Annotated in this window: 26 protein-coding genes; 16 read left to right on the top strand and 10 right to left on the bottom strand. The window is 60.9% G+C overall.

The genetic code is table 11. The annotated features are described in order from the left end of the window. The first annotated feature begins 79 nt into the window (after positions 1 to 79). From AMC88_RS10775 to AMC88_RS10755, 5 genes are all read left to right on the top strand, one after another. Positions 80 to 613: an NUDIX hydrolase gene (locus AMC88_RS10775; protein WP_012483804.1), complete on the top strand. Its 534-nt coding sequence runs from the start codon at positions 80 to 82 to the stop codon at positions 611 to 613. Positions 614 to 676: 63 nt separating this feature from the next. Then, on the top strand, positions 677 to 1,183 hold the full coding sequence (locus AMC88_RS10770) for a winged helix-turn-helix transcriptional regulator (RefSeq protein ID WP_029531198.1): 507 nt from the start codon (positions 677 to 679) through the stop codon (positions 1,181 to 1,183). Between the two features lie 13 nt (positions 1,184 to 1,196). Further along, positions 1,197 to 2,462: a beta-ketoacyl-ACP synthase II gene (fabF, locus tag AMC88_RS10765; protein WP_012483802.1), complete on the top strand. Its 1,266-nt coding sequence runs from the start codon at positions 1,197 to 1,199 to the stop codon at positions 2,460 to 2,462. Between the two features lie 81 nt (positions 2,463 to 2,543). Then, complete coding sequence (locus tag AMC88_RS10760; protein ID WP_010017904.1) at positions 2,544 to 2,972, top strand: DUF4864 domain-containing protein; 429 nt, start codon at positions 2,544 to 2,546, stop codon at positions 2,970 to 2,972. A gap of 107 nt (positions 2,973 to 3,079) precedes the next feature. After that, positions 3,080 to 4,150 carry an acyltransferase family protein gene (locus AMC88_RS10755; protein ID WP_041683628.1) on the top strand — a complete coding sequence of 357 codons (1,071 nt, stop codon included), beginning with the start codon at positions 3,080 to 3,082 and terminating at the stop codon, positions 4,148 to 4,150. A gap of 6 nt (positions 4,151 to 4,156) precedes the next feature. On the opposite strand, the gene tgt is transcribed toward AMC88_RS10755, so the two are convergent. From tgt to coaD, 5 genes are all read right to left on the bottom strand, one after another. Next, entirely contained in the window at positions 4,157 to 5,287 is a 1,131-nt protein-coding gene (gene tgt / locus AMC88_RS10750) for a tRNA guanosine(34) transglycosylase Tgt (RefSeq protein ID WP_012483800.1), read from the bottom strand. After that, positions 5,284 to 6,387: a tRNA preQ1(34) S-adenosylmethionine ribosyltransferase-isomerase QueA gene (gene queA / locus AMC88_RS10745; protein WP_064825258.1), complete on the bottom strand. Its 1,104-nt coding sequence runs from the start codon at positions 6,385 to 6,387 to the stop codon at positions 5,284 to 5,286. The genes tgt and queA overlap by 4 nt, the downstream gene beginning before the upstream one ends. A gap of 72 nt (positions 6,388 to 6,459) precedes the next feature. Further along, positions 6,460 to 6,969, bottom strand: coding sequence for a peptidylprolyl isomerase (locus AMC88_RS10740; RefSeq protein ID WP_004671916.1), 510 nt, complete (start codon positions 6,967 to 6,969; stop codon positions 6,460 to 6,462). A 30-nt stretch (positions 6,970 to 6,999) separates the two neighbouring features. Beyond that, positions 7,000 to 7,572 (bottom strand): peptidylprolyl isomerase, encoded by a 573-nt coding sequence (locus AMC88_RS10735; RefSeq protein ID WP_012483798.1) that lies wholly within the window; start codon positions 7,570 to 7,572, stop codon positions 7,000 to 7,002. Positions 7,573 to 7,630: 58 nt separating this feature from the next. Continuing rightward, complete coding sequence (coaD, locus tag AMC88_RS10730) at positions 7,631 to 8,125, bottom strand: pantetheine-phosphate adenylyltransferase (RefSeq protein WP_064825257.1); 495 nt, start codon at positions 8,123 to 8,125, stop codon at positions 7,631 to 7,633. Between the two features lie 90 nt (positions 8,126 to 8,215). Here coaD and AMC88_RS10725 point away from each other — a divergent pair, with 90 nt between their 5' ends. The 3 genes from AMC88_RS10725 to AMC88_RS34490 all read left to right on the top strand — a co-directional run bounded on the left by AMC88_RS10725 (position 8,216) and on the right by AMC88_RS34490 (position 8,963). Further along, positions 8,216 to 8,494, top strand: a complete 279-nt coding sequence (locus AMC88_RS10725) for a hypothetical protein (RefSeq protein WP_064825256.1) — start codon at positions 8,216 to 8,218, stop codon at positions 8,492 to 8,494. A 142-nt stretch (positions 8,495 to 8,636) separates the two neighbouring features. Beyond that, positions 8,637 to 8,792 (top strand): hypothetical protein, encoded by a 156-nt coding sequence (locus AMC88_RS33595; RefSeq protein ID WP_003539654.1) that lies wholly within the window; start codon positions 8,637 to 8,639, stop codon positions 8,790 to 8,792. Positions 8,793 to 8,828: 36 nt separating this feature from the next. Next, entirely contained in the window at positions 8,829 to 8,963 is a 135-nt protein-coding gene (locus AMC88_RS34490) for a hypothetical protein (protein ID WP_004671905.1), read from the top strand. A 230-nt stretch (positions 8,964 to 9,193) separates the two neighbouring features. Here AMC88_RS34490 and gyrA read toward each other — a convergent pair whose 3' ends face one another. After that, positions 9,194 to 12,016 (bottom strand): DNA gyrase subunit A, encoded by a 2,823-nt coding sequence (gene gyrA, locus AMC88_RS10720; RefSeq protein ID WP_029531195.1) that lies wholly within the window; start codon positions 12,014 to 12,016, stop codon positions 9,194 to 9,196. Positions 12,017 to 12,253: 237 nt separating this feature from the next. Here gyrA and AMC88_RS10715 point away from each other — a divergent pair, with 237 nt between their 5' ends. After that, complete coding sequence (locus tag AMC88_RS10715) at positions 12,254 to 12,901, top strand: MarC family protein (protein WP_004671901.1); 648 nt, start codon at positions 12,254 to 12,256, stop codon at positions 12,899 to 12,901. A gap of 101 nt (positions 12,902 to 13,002) precedes the next feature. Here AMC88_RS10715 and AMC88_RS10710 read toward each other — a convergent pair whose 3' ends face one another. Next, entirely contained in the window at positions 13,003 to 13,518 is a 516-nt protein-coding gene (locus tag AMC88_RS10710; protein ID WP_004671899.1) for a single-stranded DNA-binding protein, read from the bottom strand. Between the two features lie 282 nt (positions 13,519 to 13,800). Between AMC88_RS10710 and uvrA the strand changes: the two genes are divergently transcribed. Genes uvrA through AMC88_RS10695 form a run of 3 tightly spaced genes read left to right on the top strand, consistent with a single transcriptional unit; the run spans position 13,801 to position 18,010 of the window. After that, positions 13,801 to 16,722, top strand: a complete 2,922-nt coding sequence (gene uvrA / locus AMC88_RS10705) for an excinuclease ABC subunit UvrA (protein ID WP_012483791.1) — start codon at positions 13,801 to 13,803, stop codon at positions 16,720 to 16,722. Next, positions 16,719 to 17,180 carry a GNAT family N-acetyltransferase gene (locus AMC88_RS10700; protein WP_064825255.1) on the top strand — a complete coding sequence of 154 codons (462 nt, stop codon included), beginning with the start codon at positions 16,719 to 16,721 and terminating at the stop codon, positions 17,178 to 17,180. The genes uvrA and AMC88_RS10700 overlap by 4 nt, the downstream gene beginning before the upstream one ends. Positions 17,181 to 17,203: 23 nt before the next feature. Continuing rightward, positions 17,204 to 18,010 carry a DUF72 domain-containing protein gene (locus tag AMC88_RS10695; RefSeq protein WP_012483789.1) on the top strand — a complete coding sequence of 269 codons (807 nt, stop codon included), beginning with the start codon at positions 17,204 to 17,206 and terminating at the stop codon, positions 18,008 to 18,010. A gap of 6 nt (positions 18,011 to 18,016) precedes the next feature. Here AMC88_RS10695 and AMC88_RS10690 read toward each other — a convergent pair whose 3' ends face one another. Beyond that, positions 18,017 to 19,489: a bifunctional ADP-dependent NAD(P)H-hydrate dehydratase/NAD(P)H-hydrate epimerase gene (locus AMC88_RS10690; protein WP_012483788.1), complete on the bottom strand. Its 1,473-nt coding sequence runs from the start codon at positions 19,487 to 19,489 to the stop codon at positions 18,017 to 18,019. A gap of 13 nt (positions 19,490 to 19,502) precedes the next feature. Continuing rightward, a complete protein-coding gene (locus tag AMC88_RS33590; RefSeq protein WP_167355282.1) occupies positions 19,503 to 19,778 on the bottom strand; it encodes a hypothetical protein in 276 nt (91 codons plus the stop codon). A gap of 56 nt (positions 19,779 to 19,834) precedes the next feature. Here AMC88_RS33590 and AMC88_RS10685 point away from each other — a divergent pair, with 56 nt between their 5' ends. The 3 genes from AMC88_RS10685 (at position 19,835) to hspQ (ending at position 22,149) form a co-directional block, all read left to right on the top strand. Further along, on the top strand, positions 19,835 to 20,173 hold the full coding sequence (locus AMC88_RS10685; protein ID WP_003539626.1) for a P-II family nitrogen regulator: 339 nt from the start codon (positions 19,835 to 19,837) through the stop codon (positions 20,171 to 20,173). 78 nt (positions 20,174 to 20,251) lie between these two features. Beyond that, positions 20,252 to 21,661: a type I glutamate--ammonia ligase gene (glnA, locus tag AMC88_RS10680; RefSeq protein ID WP_004671872.1), complete on the top strand. Its 1,410-nt coding sequence runs from the start codon at positions 20,252 to 20,254 to the stop codon at positions 21,659 to 21,661. A gap of 158 nt (positions 21,662 to 21,819) precedes the next feature. Next, entirely contained in the window at positions 21,820 to 22,149 is a 330-nt protein-coding gene (gene hspQ / locus AMC88_RS10675) for a heat shock protein HspQ (protein ID WP_004671869.1), read from the top strand. 229 nt (positions 22,150 to 22,378) lie between these two features. Here hspQ and AMC88_RS10670 read toward each other — a convergent pair whose 3' ends face one another. After that, positions 22,379 to 23,032 carry an invasion associated locus B family protein gene (locus AMC88_RS10670; RefSeq protein WP_004680220.1) on the bottom strand — a complete coding sequence of 218 codons (654 nt, stop codon included), beginning with the start codon at positions 23,030 to 23,032 and terminating at the stop codon, positions 22,379 to 22,381. A 288-nt stretch (positions 23,033 to 23,320) separates the two neighbouring features. Here AMC88_RS10670 and AMC88_RS10665 point away from each other — a divergent pair, with 288 nt between their 5' ends. Next, positions 23,321 to 25,123, top strand: a complete 1,803-nt coding sequence (locus AMC88_RS10665; protein WP_012483786.1) for an extracellular solute-binding protein — start codon at positions 23,321 to 23,323, stop codon at positions 25,121 to 25,123. Positions 25,124 to 25,125: the final 2 nt, after the last annotated feature.

The following is a 25,125-nucleotide window of genomic DNA, read 5'->3' as shown; positions in this document are numbered from 1 at the left end:
ATACAAGCGATTGTCATAATCTGCCATCGACACGCTCAGGCGGGTGAAGAATCAGCAATTTCAACAATCCCCAATCGCCATGAAGACGCCGAGAAAACGCAGCAAGCCTCGACCAGACAAGTCTCAGCCATTGCTGCGGCAACTCGCCGCCGTGCCTGCCAAGCTGTTTTCAGGTGCATTCCGCCAACAATACGGCGCGATTTGCTTCCGCTACGCCGATGATGGACCGGGGATCGAAATCCTAGTGATCACATCGCGCGAGAGTGCGCGCTGGGTCATTCCGAAAGGGTGGCCGATGAAAGGGAAGAAACCGTTTGAAGCGGCGGCGATCGAAGCCTGGGAGGAAGCCGGCGTGCGCGGGGCGGTGAGGAAAAAGCCGGTCGGCCGCTATACCTATCTGAAAGAACTCGACGATGGTGACGTAGCCCCCTGCATCGTCGATTTGTTTCAGGTTGAAGTCACCGAGATCAGCGACGATTTCAAGGAGCAAGGCCAGCGTATTCTCGAATGGGTCAGCCCCGATGAAGCGGCACGACGCGTTCGCGAGATCGAACTCAAGTCGCTGCTCGTCGAATTTGAAGTCCGCGGTCGCAAAAAGCGCGATCCTCGCTGACGGCAGTCAGCCTTCATTGAAGTAACTTGCATTATGATAGTCGCTAATGTAGTGACTATCATCATGCAACGGACTAGCTTCAGTCAATTCAAATGCCCGGCGGCGCGCGCGCTCGACAGCGTCGGCGACTGGTGGAGCATTCTGATAGTGCGTGATGCCTTCCAGGGGCTGTCGCGCTTCGATGAATTCCAGAAAAGCCTCGGCGTGGCGCCGAACATCCTGACGCGGCGGCTCAAACATCTGACCGATCAGGGGCTGTTCGAACGACGGCTCTACCAGCAGCGCCCTGCCCGCTACGAATATCGGCTGACGGACAAGGGCCGCGATTTCTTTCCGGTGCTGATGGCGCTGTTTTCCTGGGGAAGCCGCCACATTCCGGAAGAGGATCTCGCCTTTCTTCTCAGCGACGCCGCCTCCGGCAGAGCGCGTCAGACCATGCTGGTCGACGCACGGACCGGCGAAGAAGTGACACCCGAAAACACCAGCCTGCTTGCAGGCCCTGCAGCCGATGACGAGGTACGTGCGCGGATCGCCCGCATGCGTGCCTGGTATCTCGGCATCGACGCATAGAGAGGAAAATATCATGGACCGCATTGTTGTCACCGGCATGGGACTTGTCTCGCCGCTCGGGACCGGCGTCGAACCCGCCTGGAAACGCCTTGTCGGCGGCGCCTCGGGTCTGAGGGTACTGCCCGAGGATGTCGTCGGCGAACTCTCGGCCAAGGTCGGCGGCATCGTTCCCGGCATTGCCGAGGATGCCGAGGCCGGCTTTGACCCCGACCGCTACATCACACCCAAGGACCAGAAGAAGATGGACCGCTTCATCCATTTCGCCATGGCAGCGACGGAAGAAGCGGTGAAGCAGGCCGGCTGGATGCCAACCGACGAAGGTGAGCGCGAACGCACTGCAACGATCATCGCCTCCGGCGTCGGCGGCTTTCCGGCGATCGCCGAAGCGGTGCGGATCGGCGAGACGCGCGGCGTGCGGCGGCTCTCGCCCTTCACCGTGCCTTCCTTCCTCGTCAATCTCGCCGCCGGTCAGGTCAGCATCCGCTACGGCTTCAAGGGGCCACTCGGCGCGCCGGTGACGGCCTGCGCTGCCAGCGTCCAGGCGATCGGCGATGCTGCACGGCTGATCCGCTCCGGCGAGGCTGATGTGGTGATCTGCGGCGGCGCCGAGGCCTGTATCGACAAGGTGAGCCTTGGTGGCTTTGCCGCTGCGCGCGCCCTTTCCACCGGCTTCAACGAGACGCCGGAACTGGCCTCGCGCCCCTTCGACACGGCGCGCGACGGTTTCGTCATGGGCGAAGGCGCCGGCATCCTGGTGATCGAGACGCTGGAGCATGCGCTTGCCCGCGGCGCGACGCCGCTTGCCGAACTCGTCGGCTACGGCACGGCAGCGGACGCCTACCACATGACCTCCGGCCCCGAAGATGGCGACGGCGCGCGCCGGGCGATCGAGGCAGCGCTCCGGCAGGCCAAGATCCCGGCATCCGAGGTCAAACACCTGAACGCGCACGCCACCTCGACACCGGTCGGTGACAAAGGCGAGATCGCGGCGATCGGCGCCGTCTTCGGCCGCGATGGCGCCATTGCGGTCAGCGCGACGAAATCGGCGACCGGCCATCTGCTCGGGGCCGCCGGCGGGCTGGAGGCGATCTTCGCCATCCTGGCGCTGCGCGACCAGATCGCGCCACCGACCCGCAACCTGGAAAAGGTCGATCCTGATGCCGAAGGCATCGATATCGTCGGCAAGACGGCGCGCCCCGTGGCGATGGACTATGCCATCACCAACGGTTTCGGCTTCGGCGGGGTGAATGCCAGCGCCCTCTTCCGGCGCTGGTCATAAAGTCCGCTTTCCTTGCGCTGGAAATGGCCTACACTTCCTCTCTATCGGGGATCATTCCCCGATAGAGCTGGAGACAAACCCATGCGCGCCTTCTTCGCAGTTGTCTTTCTGTGTGCCGCGTCCCTCCTCTCCACCGTCTCGGCCCGCGCCGAAGATCCGATCGACACGACGCGGACGATCATCGAGGAACAGATCAAAGCCTTCCTCAAGGACGATGCCGAGACAGCCTATTACTACGCCGCTCCCGGCATCAAGGCGATGTACCCCGACAAGAACCTGTTCTTCGCCATGGTCAAGAAGAGCTACGAGCCGGTCTATCACCCCGGCAATTACGCCTTCGGCCGCAGCCGATCGATCGACAACGGCGCGCTGATCTACCACGAGGTGCTGATATCAGGTCGAGACGGCAGGGACTGGACGGCGATTTACCAGATGACCCGGCAGCCGGACGGCAGCTACCGGATCAACGGCGTGCAGATCATGCCGGATGCCGACAGCAAGGGCATCTAGGCGCGCTGTTCTTGGCTGGATGAAACACTGCCCAGCATCTGGATTCGTTGCACTAACTATTTTGAAATTGTGCTGGAGTAAAAATCCGCCAGCGGGGGATTGGCAGGTTGAATACTGGCAAGCGATTTTTCACGGCTCTTGAAGCGTTGCGGGGAATCGCGGCCATCATGGTCATGTTCCTACACACTGGCGGCACGCTTGGTCCGATACCTGTCAATATCAGCTACCTTGCCGTTGACCTTTTCTTTCTTTTGAGCGGCGTGGTGCTTGCAAGTTCATACGAAAGGCAACTGGCAACGGGACAGATTACGCCTGCCGGATTTCTGCTGCAGCGCATCATTCGGCTTTATCCTGTCTATCTGCTTTCTCTGCCTGTCGGTCTTGTCAGCTATGCAATTCAATTCGGCTTCGATTACCTTACCCTCGCCGGCCTTCTGCTGAGGGCAATTCTGTTCATTCCAAACGCGGGCACGGGCGGCGCCTTTCCGTTGAACGGGCCGAGTTGGTCGCTCTTCTTTGAGCTCTGGGCTGGAGTGCTGTTTTCCGTTCTTCTGGTACGACTATCCTCCAGAATCTTGCTCGCCATCGCCCTCGGGACAGCAGGTATCACCTTGTACGGAGGCCTTGGAGGCAATTTCGACATTGGCCATCAGGCGGGCTACTTCGGATTTGGCTTCTCGAGAATTTTGTTCTCGTTTTCGCTCGGGATCTGCCTTCACAGGTCGTACGAGGTTCGAACGCCGAAAGCGGTCCATAGAGGCAACACCATCGGCATTTTCCTCTGTGGTTGCCTGATTGTGATCACGAATATACCCGCGAGCACATTTTACGGTTTTCCTTATTTTGATCTTTTCATGTGCTTGGTGATTTTCCCGGCCATCGTCTGGATCGCAATGCACACGAGGCAGACCGGCCTTGTCGAGCTGGCATTCCGTTGGCTGGGGATCGTTTCCTATCCGATTTATATCCTGCACGCGCCCATCTTCGAATTGCTGCATCTGCTGCGGCAAAAGGGCTTTGACCTCCCGGCCTCGCCGGCATCAGGTATGGTCGTCGTGATAGCGATTTTCATCATGGCCGGCATCGTCGCCATTCACTTCGACGCGCCAGTGCGCAGAAAGCTCAAGATTATGGTTGCGCCAAGACCAGCATCTGAGCTTCCCGCGGGAGCGAGCTAGCATTACTCACACCGGGTCGAGATCGCCCCTCGCCCATTCCTCCATCGTCTCCGCCATGAAATCGGCGAAGCGGCCTTCGGCGATCGCCTTGCGGATGCCCTGCATCAGTTCCTGGTAATAGGCGAGATTGTGCCAGGAGAGCAGCATGCCGCCGAGCGCCTCGTTGGCGCGGACGAGATGGTGCAGATAGGCGCGGGAATAATCGCGTGAGGCCGGGCAGTTCGACTGTTCGTCGAGGGGACGCATATCCTCGGCATGGCGGGCATTGCGGATATTGACCTTGCCGCGGCGGGTGAAAGCCAGACCGTGCCGGCCGGAGCGGGTCGGCATGACGCAGTCGAACATATCGATGCCGCGGGCGACCGATTTAAGGATGTCGTCTGGCGTCCCGACACCCATGAGGTAACGCGGCTTTTCCACAGGAAGCACGGGCAGCGTCGTTTCCAGCATCCGCAGCATGACATCCTGCGGCTCGCCGACGGCAAGGCCGCCGACGGCGTAACCCTTGAGGTCGAGCTGGCTCAGCGCCTCGGCCGAGCGGATGCGCAGCGCCGGAATGTCGCCGCCCTGGACGATGCCGAACATCGCCTTGCCCGGCTGCTCGCCGAACGCGACCCGGCAACGCTCCGCCCAGCGCAGCGACATTTCCATGGCGCGCTCGATCTCCTTCGGCTCGGCCGGCAGCGCCACGCATTCGTCGAGCTGCATTTGGATGTCGGAGCCGAGCAGCCCTTGGATTTCGATGGAGCGTTCCGGCGACATGTGGTGCAGGCTGCCGTCGACATGCGATTTGAAGGTGACACCCTGTTCGTCGAGCTTGCGCAGGCCGGACAGCGACATGACCTGGAAGCCGCCGGAATCCGTCAGGATCGGATGTTCCCAGCGGATCAGCTTGTGCAGGCCGCCAAGCCGGGCGACGCGCTCGGCGGTCGGGCGCAGCATCAGGTGATAGGTATTGCCGAGGATGATGTCGGCGCCGGTCTCGCGCACCTGGTCGAGATACATGGCCTTGACGGTGCCGACCGTGCCGACGGGCATGAAGGCCGGCGTGCGGATTGCGCCGCGCGGCATGGAGATTTCGCCGAGGCGGGCGCCGGCATCGGTCTTGTCAAGGGTGAATTGGAAGTTCTCGGTCATTTGTCTTTCCGGAAAAGAAGGCTCGCGTCGCCGTAGGAGTAGAAGCGGTAGCCTGTGGAAATGGCGTGTTCATAGGCCGCGCGCATGGTTTCGAAGCCTGAGAAGGCCGAGACCAGCATGAACAGGGTCGAGCGCGGCAGGTGGAAATTGGTCATCAGCATGTCGACCGCCTTGAAACGGTAGCCGGGTGTGATGAAAATACCGGTGGCGCCGGCCCAGGGCTTGATCTTTCCGTCTTCCCCGGCCGCACTTTCGATCAGCCGCAGCGAGGTCGTGCCGACGCAGACGATACGCCCGCCCCTTGCCTTGACGGCATTCAGCCGGGCGGCGATCTCGGCGCTGACATAACCGCTTTCGAGATGCATCTTGTGATCGTCGGTATCATCAGCCTTAACCGGTAGGAAGGTGCCGGCGCCGACATGCAGCGTGACGAAATGGCGCTCGATGCCGGCCTTATCCAGCGCCGCAAACAGATCCGGCGTGAAATGCAGGCCGGCGGTGGGGGCGGCGACGGCGCCCTCCTCGCGGGCATAGATCGTTTGGTAGTCGGCGCGGTCGCGCTCATCCTCCGGCCGTTTGGCGGCGATATAGGGCGGCAGCGGAATATGGCCGACGGCGGCGATCGCCTCGTCGAGCGCCGGGCCTGTGAGATCGAAGGCGAGCGTCACTTCGCCCGCCTCGCCCTTTTCCTCGACGGTGGCATCAAGCGCGCCGAGGAAGCAGCTTTCACCGGAATGGCCGAAGGCGATGCGGTCGCCCTCCTTGATGCGTTTGCCGGGCTTGGCAAAGGCCTTCCAGCGGCTGGGGCCGATGCGCATATGCAGCGTTGCCGATACCTGCTGGCCGCCGGCGCCGTCGCGATGGCGGATGCCTTCGAGCTGGGCGGGAATGACCTTGGTATCGTTGAACACGAGTGCGTCACCGGCGCGCAGAAACGACGGCAGATCGTAAACGTGATGATCCGAGAGCGCACTTTCCGCATGGGGCACGCTTTCAGCATGCGGATTGACGACGAGCAGGCGCGCGCTGTCGCGCGGTTCGGCAGGCCGCAGCGCAATGCGTTCATCCGGCAGGTCGAAATCGAAAAGGTCTACGCGCATCGAGGTACTTCCAGGCAAAGCGAAACCCGCCCCGCGCTTTCGCGCAAGGGCGGGTTCCAGCAGAAATCACAATCAGACGTCGGCGGCAACCCGCATCGAGACGATCGAATCCGGATCGGAAACCGGTTCGCCGCGCTTGATCTTGTCGACATTGTCCATGCCTTCGATCACCTGACCCCAGACGGAATACTGCTTGTTCAGCCAGGGCGCGTCGGTGAAGCAGATGAAGAACTGCGAGTTGGCCGAGTTCGGGTTCTGCGAGCGGGCCATCGAGCAGGTGCCGCGCACATGCGGCGTGGCGGAGAATTCGGCCTTCAGGTCTGGCTTGGAGGAGCCGCCCATGCCGGCCCGGCCGGGATTGAAGGTTTCCGAACCCTTCTTGCCATATTCGACATCGCCCGTCTGAGCCATGAAATCCTGAATGACGCGGTGGAAGACGACGCCGTCATAGGCCTTCTCGCGGGCGAGTTCCTTGACGCGGGCGACGTGCTCCGGGGCGACCTGCGGCAGCAGCTGAATGACAACCTTGCCCTTGGTGGTTTCCAGAATGATGGTGTTTTCGGGATCCTTGATCTCGGCCATTGTCTACTCCTCTTTTGTTTCTCTCGTGACTTACTTCTTGCCCAGGGTGACCTTGATCATCCGGTCGGGATTTTTGACTTCGCCGTTCTGGCCTTCGCCGCGCTTGATCTTGTCGACATTTTCCATGCCGGAAACGACCTTGCCGACGACGGTATACTGCCCGTTCAGGAAAGAACCGTCGGCGAACATGATGAAGAACTGCGAATTGGCGGAATTCGGATCCTGCGAGCGGGCCATGCCGACCGTGCCGCGCACGAACGGGGTCTTGGAGAACTCGGCCGGAATGTCGGGCATGTCAGAGGAACCGGTGCCGGCAAGGCTGGCATCGAAGCCCTTTTCCATGTTGCCGTATTTGACGTCGCCGGTCTGGGCCATGAAGCCCTCGATGACGCGGTGGAAGGCGACGTTGTCGTATTCGCCCTTCTTGGCCAGCGCCTCGATCTGGGCGACGTGCTTCGGCGCCACCTCAGGCATCAACTGGATGACGACAGGGCCGTTCTTCAGCTGGATGGTGAGATAGTGATCGGCCGCCTGGGCGAAGGCATCCCCCGCGAAGGAGGCGAGATACAGCACGCCGGCGAATGCGAGATAAAAGAGTTTCATATGGGCTCCGTTGCGGCGGGTTCCGCCGGCTCTTTGCGCTTGTTAGGCTTCTTACTTGCTAGTTTGGGCGCTTGGATGTGAGGGCTTGCAAGACGGCGGACGGCACGAAAGCGCTGACATCGCCGCCCATGGCGGCGATCTGGCGGACCAATGTGGCGGTTATGGGCCGCGAAGCCGTGCCCGCCGGCAAAAAGATGGTCTGGATGTCGGGCGCCATCGCCCTGTTCATACCGGCCATCTGCATTTCGTAATCGAGGTCGGTGCCGTCGCGAAGGCCGCGGATCAGAAGCGTTGCGCCATGGGCACGGGCGGCATCGACGACCAGATTGTCGAAGGCGACGACGGTGATGTCACCGGTCTTGCCGGGCAGCGCTTGCGCCAGGGAAAGGCGGATCAGCTCGGCCCTCTCGTCGAACGAAAACAGTGGCGCCTTGCCAGGATGGATGCCGATCGCGACGATCACCTTTTCGGCGACGTTCAGGGCCTGGACCAGAACATCCACATGTCCGTTGGTGATCGGGTCGAAGGACCCAGGATAAAAAGCTGTCGTCATCTGGCTCGGCCGTTGGTTTGACGCCTTTTGTCACGGATGCTGCCTTGCCGCAAGTGATTTGCCCCGCCGTTTCCCGCCGCTGAACGGCGAATGAACATGCCATTCAAGGCTGTTTCAGACAGGACCTGCTTAACTCGGATCATCAAGGCAGCCGCTGCCATTCCGGCATCCGGCATTCCCCGAAAGACCATGTCCATGCTGATCCTGCTCGTTGCGCTTGCCGTCCTTTTCTCTCTCGCCGCCGAAATGGCCTATGGCTTTTTCGCCGATCGCTACGAGGTGAGCTGGGTGCGGCCGGAGCTTGCCGAACATGCAGCCATCGTGCGCGCCCAAGGCCGGCTACGCGAAAAAACCGGGCCTCGAATCTGAACGCCAGATGAACGAGACATTCAAGGAGGCTTCAGATCGGCATTGCTAAACACCGCCTCAACATCCGGCGGAACCATTTTAAAACGGATGCGTTCATTCAACCGACACATAGATGCGATTATCGCGGCAGGAAGGACTAAAGATGCCCGGCAAGATTACGATGATTAACGTGCTCTGGATGGTAATGGTCACGGGCATGCTGACCGCAACTGTCGCTCTCTATGATCAGAAGGTTGATACGTCCAAGGTTTATGGTCCCTATGCTTCGGCCCGCACGGCCGTACTGGGCCAGTACTGAGGGGCGAGAACGCAACTCCCCAGGAAAGGAATGCCTATGTTCACGATCTTGACAGTGCTCACCGCCCTCATCAGCGTCATGTTCATCGTGTCTGTGGCCTCGACGATTTCAGCGCTTCGGCGCGAAGGCGAAGAGGTGAAATCGCTGAACGAAAAGCATAGCGTGTTCTGACATTCCACCCTTCCCCACCCAAAGAGCGGCACCCTTCCGCCGCCTCGGGTCTTTCAAAGCCGGATGCACCCAGCGTCCGGCTTTTTTCTTGGGCTAAAACGCGTCGTCATGCCGCGCTTCAGCCCTTTGTTTTCATGCATGTCACTGTGCCGAAACCGCTGCACACTTCCGGGCGATATGCTTTAAGCCCGAAAAGAAAAGGGCGGCCCGAAGCCGCCCTTTTCACTTGATCATTCCTTGGCAGGCCCGGCCGGATCGCCATCGACAACCGGCGTTTCGCCAGCTGAACCTTCCTCAGCAGCAGGAGCACCTTCGGCGGTCTCGACGGCTTCCTCCGTCTCCTCCTCTTCCGGCTCGCTGATGCGCTCGACCGAAACGACCTTCTCGTCCTTGGCCGTCGAAAAGATGGTGACGCCCTTGGTGGCGCGGCTGGCGATGCGGATGCCGCCGACCGGCACACGGATCAGCTGGCCGCCATCCGAAACCAGCATGATCTGATCGCCGTCGTCGACCGGGAAGGCCGCAACCAGTTCGCCGATCTCGCCAGTTTTCGACGTGTCGGTGGCGCGGATGCCCTTGCCGCCGCGGCCGGAGATACGGAAGTCGTAGGAAGACGAACGCTTGCCGAAGCCCTTTTCGGAGACGGTGAGCACGAACTGCTCGCGCGCCTTCAGCTCTTCGTAACGTTCGTCGGAGAGTTGTCCCTCCTCAGTGACTTCCTCGCCAACCAGAGCGATGTCCTCTTCGTCCACGCCCGTCGCGCGACGTTCGGCGGCGGAGCGCTTCAGATAAGCGGCGCGCTCCCATGGCTCGGCATCGACATGGCCGACGATCGTCATCGAGATGATGCGATCGCCCTCGCCGAGATTGATGCCGCGAACGCCGATCGAGTTACGGCCGGCGAAGACGCGAACGTCGTCGACGGAGAAACGGATGCACTGGCCGAGCGCGGTCGTCAGCAGAACGTCGTCATGTTCCGTACAGGTCTCGACGGAGAGGATTTCGTCGCCCTCCTCCTCGAGCTTCATGGCGATCTTGCCGTTGCGGTTCACCTGAACGAAGTCCGACAGCTTGTTGCGGCGAACCGTGCCGCGCGTCGTCGAGAACATGACGTCGAGATTGTCCCAGCTTTCCTCGTCCTCGGGCAAGGGCAGGATGGTGGTGATGCGTTCGCCGGGGGCGAGCGGCAGCATGTTGATCAGCGCCTTGCCGCGCGAGGTCGGGGTGCCGATCGGCAGGCGCCAGACCTTTTCCTTGTAGACGATGCCGCGCGAGGAGAAGAACAGAACTGGCGTATGCGTGTTGACCACAAATAGCCGGCTAACGAAATCCTCGTCGCGGGTGGTCATGCCGGAGCGGCCCTTGCCGCCGCGGCGCTGGGCACGGTAGGTGGTGAGCGGCACGCGCTTGATATAACCGAGATGCGAGACGGTGACGACCATGTCTTCGCGGGCGATCAGATCCTCATCGTCCATTTCGAGGCCGCCATCGACGATCTCGGTGCGGCGCGGTGTGCCGAACTCGTCGCGCACGGCGGTGAGTTCATCCTTGACGATGGTCTGGATGCGGACGCGCGAGGAAAGAATATCGAGATAATCCCGGATTTCCTCGCCTATCTTATTGAGTTCATCGCCGATTTCGTCACGGCCAAGGGCCGTGAGGCGAGCAAGACGCAGCTCGAGGATGGCGCGAGCCTGCTCCTCCGACAGGTTATACGTCATGTCCTCGTTGATGCGGTGGCGCGGATCGTCGATCAGACGGATCAGGCTTTCGACATCTTCCGCCGGCCAGCGGCGGGTCATCAGCTCTTCGCGGGCCGACTGCGGATCCGGCGCCTGGCGGATGACGCGGATGACTTCGTCGATATTCGCGACCGCAATCGCGAGGCCGACCAACACATGCGCACGCTCACGCGCCTTGCGCAGGAGGAATTTCGTTCTCCGGCTAACGACTTCCTCGCGGAAAGAGACGAAGGCGCGCAGCATGTCGAGCAGCGTCAGCTGTTCCGGCTTGCCGCCGTTCAACGCCACCATGTTGCAGCCGAAGGAGGTCTGCAGCGGCGTATAACGATAGAGCTGGTTAAGGATGACCTCGGCATTGGCGTCGCGCTTCAGCTCGATGACGACGCGATAGCCCTGGCGGTCGGATTCGTCGCGCAGGTCGGAGATGCCCTCGATGCGCTTTTCGCGCACCAGTTCGGCCATCTTTTCGATCATCGTCGCCTTGTTCACCTGATACGGGATTTCGGTGATGATGATCTGCTCGCGGTCGCCGCGCATCGGCTCGATTGCTGCGACGCCGCGCATGATGACCGAGCCGCGGCCGGTCTCGTAAGCCGAGCGGATGCCGGCGCGGCCGAGAATCTTGGCGCCCGTCGGAAAATCCGGGCCGGGAATGATCTGCATCAGTTCCGGCAGCTCGATCGCCGGATCGTTGATCAGCGCGATGCAGCCGTCGATCACTTCCGACAGGTTATGCGGCGGGATATTGGTCGCCATGCCGACGGCGATGCCGCCTGCGCCGTTGACGAGCAGGTTCGGGAATTTGGCGGGAACCACCACCGGCTCGGACAGCGTGCCGTCGTAGTTGTCGCGGAAGTCGACAGTTTCCTTGTCGAGATCGTCGAGCAGCGAATGGGCGGCCTTTTCGAGCCGGCATTCGGTGTAACGTTCGGCCGCCGGCGGATCGCCATCGACGGAGCCGAAATTGCCCTGACCGTCGATCAGCGGCAGCCGCAGCGACCAGGGCTGCGCCATGCGGGCGAGCGCATCATAGATCGCGGCATTGCCGTGCGGATGATATTTACCCATCACGTCGCCGGTGACGCGGGCGCATTTGACGTATTTTTTGTTCCAGTCGATGCCGAGCTCGGACATGCCGTAGAGGATGCGCCGGTGCACGGGCTTCAGGCCGTCGCGCACGTCGGGCAGCGCGCGGCTGACGATGACGCTCATAGCGTAATCGAGATACGACCGCTGCATTTCCTCCATGATGGAGATGGGCTCGATGCCTGGCGGGAGCTTCCCGCCGCCGGGGGGTGTTTGCTCAGTCAAAACAGATCACGATCTCTTCTAGAATCACTTGAAGATTTATAGCGGAAAGCCTGTTCCTACGCCAATTTCCGAGCGCGTTTTGAACAGGCTTTTGCGGCCGAAAAAGGGTAAAGCACAGGACTTGTGCGACCGGACCGGACAAATCCGCCGCGGGCCGCCGCGGCATATTTGCCAAATCCAAATCCCCGCTTCACAATCGCAGAAAATCACGCACCCATATGGGCTTTCGGAGAGACGATGGCAAGCGCCGACCAATTGATCAACGCCTTCACGACGCTTCTCGTCACCATCGATCCGCCGGGGCTCGCCCCCATCTTCCTGGGGCTGACGACCGGCATGAGCAGAGCCCAGCGCACGCAGGTGGCGTTGCGCGGCTCGACCATCGCCTTCATCATCCTCGCGGTCTTCGCGCTGTTCGGGGCTGGCGTGCTCGGCGTGCTCGGCATTTCGATCGGCGCCTTCCGCATCGCCGGCGGCCTACTGCTCTTCTGGATCGCCTTCGAGATGGTGTTCGAGCGGCGCCAAGAGCGCAAGGAGAAGGCGAGCGAGGCTGCCGTCACCAAGGATCATATCGAGAATATCGCTGTCTTTCCCCTCGCTTTGCCGCTGATCGCCGGCCCGGGTGCGATCTCGGCGACAATCCTGCTTGCCGGCACGCTACCGACCTCCGTCGAAAAAGCCCAGCTGATCGCCGTCATCGCCGCCAATCTGCTGCTGACCTTCCTCATGCTGCTGATTGCCGAAAGGCTCGACCGCTTCCTCGGGGTCACAGGCCGGGCGATCCTGACACGCCTACTCGGGGTCATCCTCGCCGCCCTTGCGGTGCAGTTCGTCGTCGACGGCGCCAAAGCGGCGCTCAATCTGATCAGCGCGACGCCGCACTGACAACGGCGCCGGCGGAAACATCTTAGCTGGAAAACAGAGAGAGCTGGTGTTGTTCAGGACACCATGCTCTCAGCTGCTTATAAAGTCAGAACCATGATCGATCAGAACGGGATGTCGTCGTCGAGATCGCGCGAGAAGTTGCCGCCGCCACCGCCGCGGCTCGGCGATGAAGAGGGAGCCGGGGCGCCATAATCGTCGCCGTAGTCATTGTTGCTGCTGCCGCCACGGCCGCCGCCGAAGCCGGAGCTTGCGCCGCCGCCATCGCCGCGGCCGTCGAGCATCGTCAGCGTCGAGCTGAAGCCCTGCAGCACCACTTCCGTCGAGTAGCGGTCCTGGCCCTGCTGGTCCTGCCACTTGCGGGTCTGCAATTGGCCTTCGATATAGAGCTTGGCGCCCTTCTTCACATATTGCTCGACGACCTTGCAGAGGCCTTCGTTGAAGACGACGACAGTGTGCCATTCCGTCTTTTCGCGGCGTTCGCCGGAATTGCGGTCACGCCAGGTCTCCGAGGTCGCGATACGAAGATTGGCGATCGGCCGGCCATCCTGAGTGCGGCGGATTTCGGGATCTGCACCCACATTTCCAACCAGAATTACCTTGTTCACGCTACCAGCCATGCTTCTCACCCTGCCTGCCGCCCTGCCCGGCGGCGTTAATCGATCAGCGCACCTTAAACCATCGCAGACCGCCAATGCGCGTAAACGGTCGTTCATCCACATGTTTCTCCATCAGAAAGCCGCATGAATTCATCAGGAAATTTGTTCTTTATTTGTTCTAGTTTATCCGTATGATCCTGTCAACAGAATCGAAAACCTTGAAGCTTCCAGGATATTCAGCCTCGACTCGCCCGCCGGCATCACTAAATAAGGGCTGTTATCCAGAAAACCAAAGCAGAGACGATGAGCGAACTGAAGACGATCTCCATCCGCGGCGCGCGCGAGCACAATCTGAAGAGCATCGATCTCGATCTGCCGCGCAACAAGCTGATCGTCATGACCGGGCTTTCGGGCTCGGGCAAATCCTCGCTCGCCTTCGACACGATCTACGCCGAAGGCCAGCGGCGCTACGTCGAAAGCCTATCGGCCTATGCCCGACAGTTCCTCGAAATGATGCAGAAGCCCGATGTCGATCAGATCGACGGGCTGTCGCCTGCCATTTCGATCGAGCAGAAGACCACCTCGCGTAACCCGCGCTCGACGGTCGGTACCGTCACCGAGATCTACGACTATATGCGCCTGCTCTTTGCTCGTGTCGGCGTTCCCTATTCGCCGGCGACCGGCCTGCCGATCGAAAGCCAGACAGTCAGCCAGATGGTCGACCGCATCCTCGCTTTCGGCGAAGGCACCCGTCTTTATATTCTCGCGCCGCTCGTGCGCGGGCGTAAGGGCGAATACAAGAAGGAACTGGCGGAGCTGATGAAGAAGGGCTTCCAGCGCGTCAAGGTGGACGGCCAGTTCTACGAAATCGCCGAGGCGCCTGTTCTCGACAAGAAATACAAGCACGATATCGACGTGGTGGTCGACCGCATCGTCGTGCGCTCGGATGTCTCGGCGCGCCTGGCCGACAGCCTGGAAACCTGCCTCAAGCTCGCCGACGGGCTGGCGGTTGCCGAATTCGCCGACAAGCCGCTGCCGCCGGAAGAGACTTCGGCCGGCGGCTCGGCCAACAAGTCGCTGAACGAGACGCATGAGCGCGTGCTGTTTTCGGAGAAATTCGCCTGCCCGGTCTCGGGTTTCACCATTCCCGAGATCGAGCCCCGGCTCTTCTCGTTCAACAACCCCTTCGGCGCCTGCCCGACCTGCGACGGTCTCGGCGCCCAGCAGAAGATCGACCCTGACCTGATCGTGCCCGAACCCGAGCGGACGCTGCGCGACGGGGCGATCGCGCCCTGGGCCAAGTCGACCTCGCCCTATTACAACCAGACGCTGGAAGCGCTCGGCAAACATTACGGCTTCAAGCTCGGCACCCGCTGGAACGATCTTTCCGACGAGGCCAAGGATGTCATCCTCAACGGCACCGACGACAAGATCGAATTCCATTACGCCGACGGCGCGCGCTCCTACACCACCCACAAGAACTTCGAGGGCATCATCACCAATCTCGAGCGCCGCTGGAAGGAGACGGATTCCGCCTGGGCGCGCGAGGACATCGAGCGCTTCATGTCGGCAGCTCCCTGCCCTTCCTGCAACGGCTATCGCCTGAAACCCGAAGCGCTGGCGGTGAAGATCAACAGGCTGCATATCGGCGAAGTGACCGAGATGTCGATCCGCGTTGCGCGCGACTGGTTCGAGACGCTGCCGGCCAGCTTTAACGCCAAGCAGAACGAGATCGCCGTGCGTATCCTTAAAGAGATCCGCGACCGGCTGCGCTTCCTCAACGATGTCGGCCTGGAGTATCTCAGCCTATCGCGCAATTCCGGCACGCTGTCGGGCGGCGAAAGCCAGCGCATCCGCCTCGCCTCGCAGATCGGCTCGGGGCTGACCGGCGTGCTTTACGTGCTCGACGAGCCGTCGATCGGCCTGCATCAGCGCGACAATGCCCGATTGCTCGACACGCTGAAGCACCTGCGCGATATCGGTAATACGGTCATCGTCGTCGAGCATGACGAGGATGCGATCCTGACGGCCGACGACGTCGTCGACATCGGCCCGGCGGCCGGCATCCATGGCGGCCAGGTCATCGCCCATGGCACGCCGCAGGATATCATGGACAATCCGCAATCGCTGACCGGCAAATATCTCTCAGGCGAACTCGGCGTGCCGGTTCCGGACGAGCGCCGCAAGCCGAAGAAGGGTCGCGAGATCAAGGTCGTCGGCGCGCGCGGCAACAATCTGAAGAATGTCACGGCCTCGATCCCGCTCGGCGTCTTTACGGCGGTGACCGGTGTTTCCGGCGGCGGCAAGTCCACCTTCCTGATCGAGACGCTGTATAAATCGGCGGCGCGGCGCGTCATGGGTGCGCGCGAAATCCCCGCCGACCACGACCGTATCGACGGTTTCGAGCATATCGACAAGGTGATCGACATCGACCAGTCGCCGATCGGGCGCACACCACGCTCGAACCCGGCGACCTATACCGGCGCCTTCACGCCGATCCGTGACTGGTTCGCCGGCCTGCCCGAGGCCAAGGCTCGCGGCTATCAGCCGGGCCGCTTCTCCTTCAACGTCAAGGGCGGACGCTGCGAAGCCTGCCAGGGCGACGGCGTCATCAAGATCGAGATGCACTTCCTGCCCGACGTCTACGTCACCTGTGACGTCTGCCATGGCAAGCGCTATAATCGCGAGACACTCGACGTCACCTTCAAGCAGAAATCGATCGCCGACGTGCTCGATATGACGGTGGAGGAAGGCGTTGATTTCTTCGCGGCGGTACCGGCCGTGCGTGACAAGCTGCAATCGCTGAAGGATGTCGGCCTCGGTTATATCAAGGTCGGCCAGCAGGCCAATACGCTTTCGGGCGGCGAGGCGCAGCGCGTCAAGCTCGCCAAGGAGCTGTCGAAGCGCTCGACCGGGCGCACGCTTTATATTCTCGACGAACCGACGACCGGCCTGCATTTCCACGATGTCGCCAAGCTGCTTGAAATGCTGCACGAGCTGGTCAATCAGGGCAATTCGGTTGTGGTGATCGAGCACAATCTCGAAGTCATCAAGACGGCCGACTGGGTGCTCGATTTCGGCCCCGAGGGCGGCGATGGCGGCGGCGAGATCGTCGCAACCGGCACACCCGAGGCAATCGTCAAGGAGAAGCGGTCCTATACCGGACAGTTCCTCAAGGAATTGCTGGAACGGCGACCAGCCAAGAGGGCGGCTGCGGCGGAATGACAATGAGGCAGGCGTCGCCCGATGATCTCCAAACGGTCACGATGCTGACGGCAGCCGCTTATCGCCCCTATACCGAACTCTTCGGCTCGCCACCGATCCCGGTGACGGAAGACTACACGCCACGGATCGAACGCGGCGAGGTGTGGCTGCGTGACATCGACGGCGAAATCGCCGGTCTCACGGTTGTCGAGCGGCATTCGGATCACCTCATGCTGTTCAGCATCGCGGTCTCGCCGGCCTTTCAAGGCACCGGCCACGGGCTGGCGATGCTCGAATGGTTGGAGGGCAAGGCGCGCGAATGGGTGCTGCCTGAGATCCGGCTCTATACCAATGCCCGGATGGAGCGGAACATCGCGCTTTATCGCGCCTTCGGATTTCAGGAAACGGGTCGCCGGCCGAACCCGTATCGGCCAGGATGGACCCTCGTCGACATGACGAAAGAGATAGATGCGGCCTGATGGCTGCCAACTGGGAGGACGACATGACGAAATCCGGCACTATCCGCACCGGCATCGGCGGCTGGACCTTCGAGCCGTGGCGCGGGCATTTCTTTCCCGATGACCTCAAGCAGAAGGATGAGCTGCATTATGCCAGCCGCCAGCTGAAGGTCATCGAGGTCAATGGCACCTATTACAGCACCCAGAAGCCGGCCGTCTTTGCCAAATGGGCGGCCGATGTTCCCGAAGGTTTCATCTTTTCGCTGAAGGCGACGCGGTTCGTCACCAACCGGCGGGTGCTCGCCGAAGCCGGGGAATCGATGGAGCGGTTCCTGTCATCTGGAATCAGCGAGCTCGGCGATCATCTTGGGCCGCTGCTCTGGCAGTTCGCGCCGACGAAGAAGTTCGATCCGGACGATTTCGAGGCCTTCCTGAAGCTGCTGCCGGCAAAACAGGACGGGCTGGCGCTTCGCCACGTCGTCGAGGTCCGCCACGATTCCTTCACGGTGCCGGAATTCGTCGCCCTGCTTGCCAAATACGGCGTGGCACCGGTTTGCGCCGAACATTTCGAATATCCGATGATCGCCGACGTCACGGCCGATTTCGTCTATGCCCGGCTGCAGAAAGGATCGGACGACATTGCGACCTGCTATCCCGACAAGGACTTGAAGGCCTGGGCGGAGCGGCTCGAGACTTGGGCGGAAGGCAAGGTCCCCGATGATCTGCCGCTGATCGATAAAGGGCGCGAGGTCAAGGTCGAGCCGCGCGACGTCTTCGCCTTCATGATCCATGAGGGCAAGGTGAATGCACCGCATGGGGCAATCGCCCTGCAGAAACTGCTGACGAAATAAATCGAACTACAACGGCAGTACCGCCGCTGCGAGATCTTCCGCCGTCAGGCCTTTGCCGGCGCGGCGGGCGGCCTCTCCATGCAGCCAGACGCCGGCGGCCGCCGCCTCGAAGGCCGGCAGTCCCTGGGCGAGCAATCCGCCGATGATGCCGGCGAGCACATCGCCGGAACCGGCGGTCGCAAGCCAGGCAGGCGCATTGGTATTGATCAATGCGCGGCCGTCCGGCGAGGCGATGACGCTATCGGCGCCTTTATAGACGATCGCGGCATTGGCCCGGCGGGCGGCGGCCAGGGCCTTGTCGACCTTGCCCAGCGCATCGTCGCCACCGATCTCGGGAAACAGCCGCGAAAATTCGCCCTCGTGCGGTGTCAGCACCAGGCGCGGCTCGCCTCGGAAAAGATCGAAAAGCTGTTGCGGATCGTCCTTGAACGAGGAGATGCCGTCGGCGTCGAGCACCAGCCGGCGATCGGCAAGAGCCGCGACATAGGTGCGCGCCCGGGCACCGATACCGAAACCGGGGCCGAGGACGAAGGTCTTGAGCCGGGAGTCCGACAGCCAGTCTTCGAGTTCGGCGGCATCGTCGATCGCATGCAGCATGACGGCTGTGAGATGCGCGGCATTGGCGGCCATCGCCGCATGGGGCGCTGCAATCGTCACCAGGCCGGCGCCGGCCTTCAGGCCGGAGGCCGCCGACATGCGCGCGGCACCCGTCTTGTCGGCCTCGCCCGAGAAGACGACCAGATGGCCGCGCTTGTATTTGTGGGTCTCCAACTGCTCGGGCGGCAGCACCGCCTTCCAGGCATCCGGTTTGTTCTCGGCGATGATACCGCCCGCCTCGGCCCTGACGATGCGGGCGGGAATGCCGATATCGAAGACCGCCAGTTCACCGCAAAGCTCCCTGCCCGGCATCAGCAGATGGCCGGGCTTGCGTGTCATGAAGGTGATGGTGTTGCGCGCCCGGAAGGCCGCGCCCAGCACCTTGCCGGTGCGGCCGTCGAGACCGGAGGGCAGGTCGATCGCAAGCACGGGGATGTCGGCCTCGGCAACTTGCTCGACCGCCGTGCGGACAGCGGTCGGCACCGGGCGCGCAAGCCCCGCGCCGAACAGACCGTCGACGACGACATCGCCGTTTTCGGGCCCGTAGAGCTCAAGCCCCTGCCCTTGTAGCGCGCAGCCGGCCCGGGCGTGGGCAGCGTCACCCTTCAGCTTCGCCGGATCGCCCAGATGAAACAACGCGACATTCGCCCCGCTCTGCTGCAGATGTCGTGCCGCCACATAGGCGTCGCCGCCATTGTTGCCGGGTCCGCAGAACACGGCGAAACGCAGGGCGCCGGGATAAAGCCGCAGCGCGGCGGCCGCAGTCGCGGCCCCTGCCTTTTCCATCAGCCCGAAACTATCGATTCCGGATTTCGCCGCCGCAGCGTCGACGGCAGCCATCTCGGCGGGTGTGAGGAGAAGGTCGGACAGATGTTCGCTCATCAGCCTATTCAATTCAAAAAACGCCCAAAAAACAACCGTCTGCAGCAGCAATGAAAAGCACGCTCTTTATGCATTTGCCTATCTTTTCATCACCACTAGGGACACTCCTGGATTCGCGGGGAAAGCTGATTTTTTCGGTTTCCGGCACGATTTTGGACGGGAACCCATGTTTTTCCACCTCTTCGGTCGCCAAATCGACATGGAATTCCCGGTAAACGCGCCGGTTTTGACAAAATCGACGTCTTTTTTCATCGAGATGGATTTCAAACTGGCACGATATCTGCATCATATCCGGCGAGCGGGAAACATCCTGCCATAACAGGAGAAGCGGAGAGACATTTTCTCATGAAAAAGATCGAAGCGATCATTAAGCCCTTCAAGCTGGACGAAGTGAAGGAAGCCCTTCAGGAAGTCGGCCTGCAGGGTATCACAGTCACGGAAGCCAAGGGCTTCGGTCGTCAGAAGGGCCACACGGAACTCTACCGCGGCGCCGAATACGTCGTCGACTTCCTGCCGAAGGTGAAGGTCGAGGTCGTACTGGCCGACGAAAACGCGGAGGCCGTCATCGATGCGATCCGCAAGGCGGCGCAGACCGGCCGCATCGGCGACGGAAAGATCTTCGTCTCCAATGTCGAAGAGGTTATCCGCATCCGCACCGGCGAGACCGGCATCGATGCCATCTGACCACTTTGCCTACCGCGCAAAGTCCGATACCGTCACCGCGCCCACCTATTGTCATTGCAAATTGGAGGAAGGTATTTAATGGCGACCGCAAGCGAAATTCTGAAGCAGATCCAGGAAAACGACGTGAAGTTCGTTGATCTGCGTTTCACCGACCCGAAGGGCAAGTTGCAGCATGTGACGATGGACGTTGCCTGCGTTGACGAAGACATGTTCGCTGACGGCGTGATGTTCGACGGCTCCTCGATCGGTGGCTGGAAGGCCATCAACGAGTCCGACATGGTGCTGATGCCCGATACCGAAACGGTGCATATGGACCCGTTCTTCGCTCAGTCGACCATGGTCATCGTCTGCGACATCCTCGATCCGGTCTCCGGCGAGGCCTATAACCGCGACCCGCGCGGCACCGCCAAGAAGGCCGAAGCCTATCTCAAGGCCTCCGGCATCGGCGACACGATCTTCGTCGGCCCGGAAGCCGAATTCTTCGTTTTCGACGACGTCAAGTATAAGGCAGATCCGTACAATACGGGCTTCAAGCTGGATTCGACCGAACTGCCGTCGAATGATGACACCGACTACGAAACCGGCAACCTCGGCCATCGTCCGCGCGTCAAGGGCGGCTATTTCCCGGTTCCGCCGGTTGACAGCGCCCAGGATATGCGTTCGGAAATGCTGACGGTTCTCTCCGAAATGGGCGTCGTCGTCGAAAAGCATCACCATGAAGTGGCAGCCGCCCAGCACGAACTCGGCATCAAGTTCGACACGCTGGTGCGCAACGCCGACAAGATGCAGATCTATAAATACGTCGTGCACCAGGTGGCGAACGCCTATGGCAAGACGGCGACCTTCATGCCGAAGCCGATCTTCGGCGACAACGGCTCGGGCATGCACGTGCACCAGTCGATCTGGAAGGGCGGCAAGCCGACCTTCGCCGGCGACGAATATGCCGGTCTTTCCGAGAGCTGCCTGTACTATATTGGCGGCATCATCAAGCATGCCAAGGCGATCAACGCCTTCACCAACCCGTCGACGAACTCCTACAAGCGTCTCGTTCCGGGTTATGAAGCGCCGGTGCTGCTTGCCTATTCGGCCCGCAACCGCTCGGCCTCCTGCCGCATTCCATTCGGCTCCAACCCGAAGGCCAAGCGCGTCGAAGTCCGCTTCCCGGATCCGACCGCCAACCCCTACCTCGCCTTCGCCGCCATGCTGATGGCCGGCCTCGACGGCATCAAGAACAAGATCCATCCCGGCAAGGCCATGGACAAGGATCTCTACGATCTGCCGCCGAAGGAATTGAAGAAGATCCCGACCGTCTGCGGTAGCTTGCGCGAAGCGCTCGAAAGCCTCGACAAGGACCGCAAGTTCCTGACCGCCGGCGGCGTCTTCGACGATGATCAGATCGATGCCTTCATCGAGCTGAAGATGGCAGAGGTGATGCGTTTCGAAATGACGCCGCACCCGGTCGAATACGACATGTACTATTCGGCCTGATCAAGCGAAAATTGAAAGCCCTCGCTTGCCGGGGCTTTCACCTCCCCACGTCCGGACGCAAATGGCGAGGATATGACGTTCATGTGACGGACTGCGCTCAAAAATCTTGATTTATGAGCCACCAATCACCAAATTCGGTGATGAAAGGAAGTCGTACCATGAAAGAAAGACTAGCAAAATTCAGTATCGGCGAAGTGGTCCGGCACAAGGTTTTTCCGTTTCGCGGCGTGATCTTCGACGTGGATCCGGAGTTTGCCAATACGGAGGAATGGTGGAATTCCATTCCCGCCGAGGTGCGCCCGAGCAAGGATCAGCCCTTCTACCACCTGCTCGCCGAAAATGACGAGAGCGAATATGTCGCTTATGTCTCCGAGCAGAATCTGGTGAACGACGAGAGCGGGACACCGCTTCGCAATCCGCAGATCTATCAGATTTTTGATCAGGCCCCGTCAGGGCAGTTCAGACCCAAGATGAGCTTCGCCCACTAGATCAGACGCGCCGACGTTCAAACAAGGCCTCGCCTCTCCCAGCGAGGCCTTTTTCTTTTTGGCAGCAAATCCGGCTTTTGTTTTTCGTTGGGAAGCCCCTCATCCAGCTGCCGCCACCTTCTCCCCGTAAACGGAACATACAACCGAGGCGCACAGCCGAGCCAAAACAACAGTTTACCAACAAAAAACCCGGCCTGAGGCCGGGTTTCTATTGAATATAGCAGCAGGATTACTGCGCCTTGGCGGCCTTCTGGGCGTCTTCCAGCTTCTTGCGGGCTTCCTCGGCCTTCTTCTGCATGCCTTCCTGCAGGCTGCGCTGCGTGTCGGCGAGCTTGGACTCGGTAACCGGTTCGCCGTCATAAGCGCCGGTGAAGCCTTCGAGCGAGATCTTGATCGGGTTCGGGGCGCGGCGGAAGTTGATCGAGGTGAAGATCACGTCGCTGCCCTTCTTGAGGCTGGCGATCATCGCATCGGTCAGCGGGATTTCGGCCGTGCACTTGTCCGGCAGGCAGACGGCGTAATCGAGCTTCTGACCCTTGCCGCCATCGATCTGCATCATGATGCCGGGGGGAATCAGGCGCGCGGTCGGAACGGAAACCTGCAGGAGCTTGCGGTTGATCTTGCCGGTGACCGAGATCAGGCCGACGGCGGTGACGAGCTGGCCACCATTGGCGAGGATCAGGTTCTGGACGACACAGATGTCGTTGTCTTCCTGCTTGCTGCAGGTCTTGTACCAACCAAGCTTGGGACCGCCGACGCCCTGAGCCGGAGCCTGTGCCCCCGCATCCTGGGCGAAGGAGGAGACCGGAGCCGAAGCGGCGCCGAACATCACTGCCAGAACGGACAGTGCTGCCCGCATTTTCTTTTCAGACTTGAACATCATAACGAATTCCGTCTCCTGATATCCGTTCGGGGCAGCGACCTGCCGCCCCAACCATCGGGTCGTTCGGCACTCCACCTCATGGAAAAATGAGGCAAATGCATGACCCCGAAACTTCGGGTTCACCTGTTACATTGCAGCGTTCAAGATATCCAGCATTTCTTTGGCAATTCGCGCAGCTATTTCATCGCCCGTGCCAAAGAAATCGCGCCCGATTGTTGGAATCGGTCGACCCCATGCTAATCTCCGGCGTGAATCGTGCCCATTTTCGCGGATTTCAAGGATTGCCGAATGCTCCGGATCGTCGTCTCCCTCGTCCTCTCGCTGCTCTGCGGCACCGTCGCCGCCGAACCGCTGCACGGCATTGCGATGCATGGCGCGCCGGCCCTGCCACCTGATTACAAACACTTCCCCTACGTCAATCCCGACGTCAAGAAGGGCGGCAAGATCACCTATGGCGTCGTCGGCACCTTCGACAACCTCAATCCATTCATTTTGAAGAGCATGCGTACGACAGCACGCGGCATGTGGGACCCGGACTATGGCAATCTCGTCTACGAATCGCTCATGCAGCGCTCCAGGGACGAGCCCTTCACGCTTTACGGTCTGCTGGCAGAAACGGTCGAATGGGACGACGACAGGAGCTTCATTCAGTTCAACCTCAATCCAAAGGCGAAATGGGCCGATGGGCAACCGGTGACGCCCGAGGATGTGATGTTCAGCTTCGAGCTGTTGCGTGACAAAGGCCGCGTGCCCTTCTCCAACCGCCTCAAGGTCGTCGCCAAAATGGAAAAGGTCGGCGAACACAGCGTGCGCTTTACCTTCAATGACAAGGCCGACCGAGAGTCGCCTTTGATTTTCGGCCTTTTCCCGGTACTGCCGAAACATGCGATCGATCCCGAAGCCTTTGACCGCACATCACTGACTCCGCCGGTCGGTTCGGGTCCCTACAAGGTGAAGACGGTGAAGCCTGGGGAAAGCATCACTTATGAACGCGATCCGAACTACTGGGGCAAGGACATTCCTGCCAAGGTCGGCACCGACAATTACGATCAGATCACAGTCCAGTATTATCTGCAGGACACGACGCTGTTCGAGGCCTTCAAGAAGGGCGATGTCGACATCTATCCCGACGGCAATCCCGGCCACTGGGCCAATGCCTATAACTTCCCGGCAGTCACCTCGGGCGCTATCGTCAAGGACGTGTTCACGCCGAAACTGCCGAGCGGCATGCTCGGCTTCGTCTTCAACACACGCCGACCGATCTTTGCCGATCCGAAGGTGCGCGAAGGCTTGTCGCTGGTGTTCGATTTCGAATGGGCGAACAAGAACCTCTACTCCGGCGCCTATAAGCGCACGCAAAGCTTCTGGCAGAATTCCGAGCTTTCGAGCTTCGGCGTTCCCGCCAATGCCGCGGAGCTTGCGTTGCTCGGGCCGATCAAGGATAGAATCGCGCCTGATATTCTCGACGGCACCCACAAGCTGCCGGTCACCGACGGCTCCGGCCGCGACCGCAACGTGCTGAAGCAGGCGGTCGAGCGGTTGAAACAGGGCGGCTATACGATCCAGGGCGGCAAGATGGCCGATGCCTCGGGGCGCCAGCTCGCCTTTGAAATCATGACGCAGAATGCCGACCAGGAGAAGCTCGCCGTCGCTTACCAGCGTTCGCTGCAGGCGATCGGCATCGCCGCGTCGATCCGCACGGTCGATGATTCGCAGTATCAGAGCCGCACGAACAGCTTCGATTACGACATGATCATGAAGTCGTTTACCTCTTCGCTCTCACCTGGAAACGAGCAGCTCGGCCGCTGGTCTTCGGCTGCCCGCACGCGCGAGGGCTCGGACAGCTTTGCCGGCGCCAACGATCCCGATCTCGACACGCTCATCGACCATCTGTTGAGGGCGCGCTCGGCGGAAGATTTCACGGCGGCGGTGCGCGCCTACGACCGGCTGCTGCTATCGAGCCACTACGTGCTGCCGCTTTATCATATGGACCAACAATGGGTGGCGCGCAGCAAGCGCATCGGCCATCCCGACACCGTACCCCTTTACGGCTATCAGCTGCCGATATGGTGGGATATAAGCGCCCAATAGAA

It is taken from the genome of Rhizobium phaseoli, assembly GCF_001664385.1.
In the GTDB taxonomy this organism is placed as follows: Bacteria; Pseudomonadota; Alphaproteobacteria; order Rhizobiales; family Rhizobiaceae; genus Rhizobium; species Rhizobium phaseoli.
This window is presented reverse-complemented; position numbering and strand designations above follow the sequence as displayed.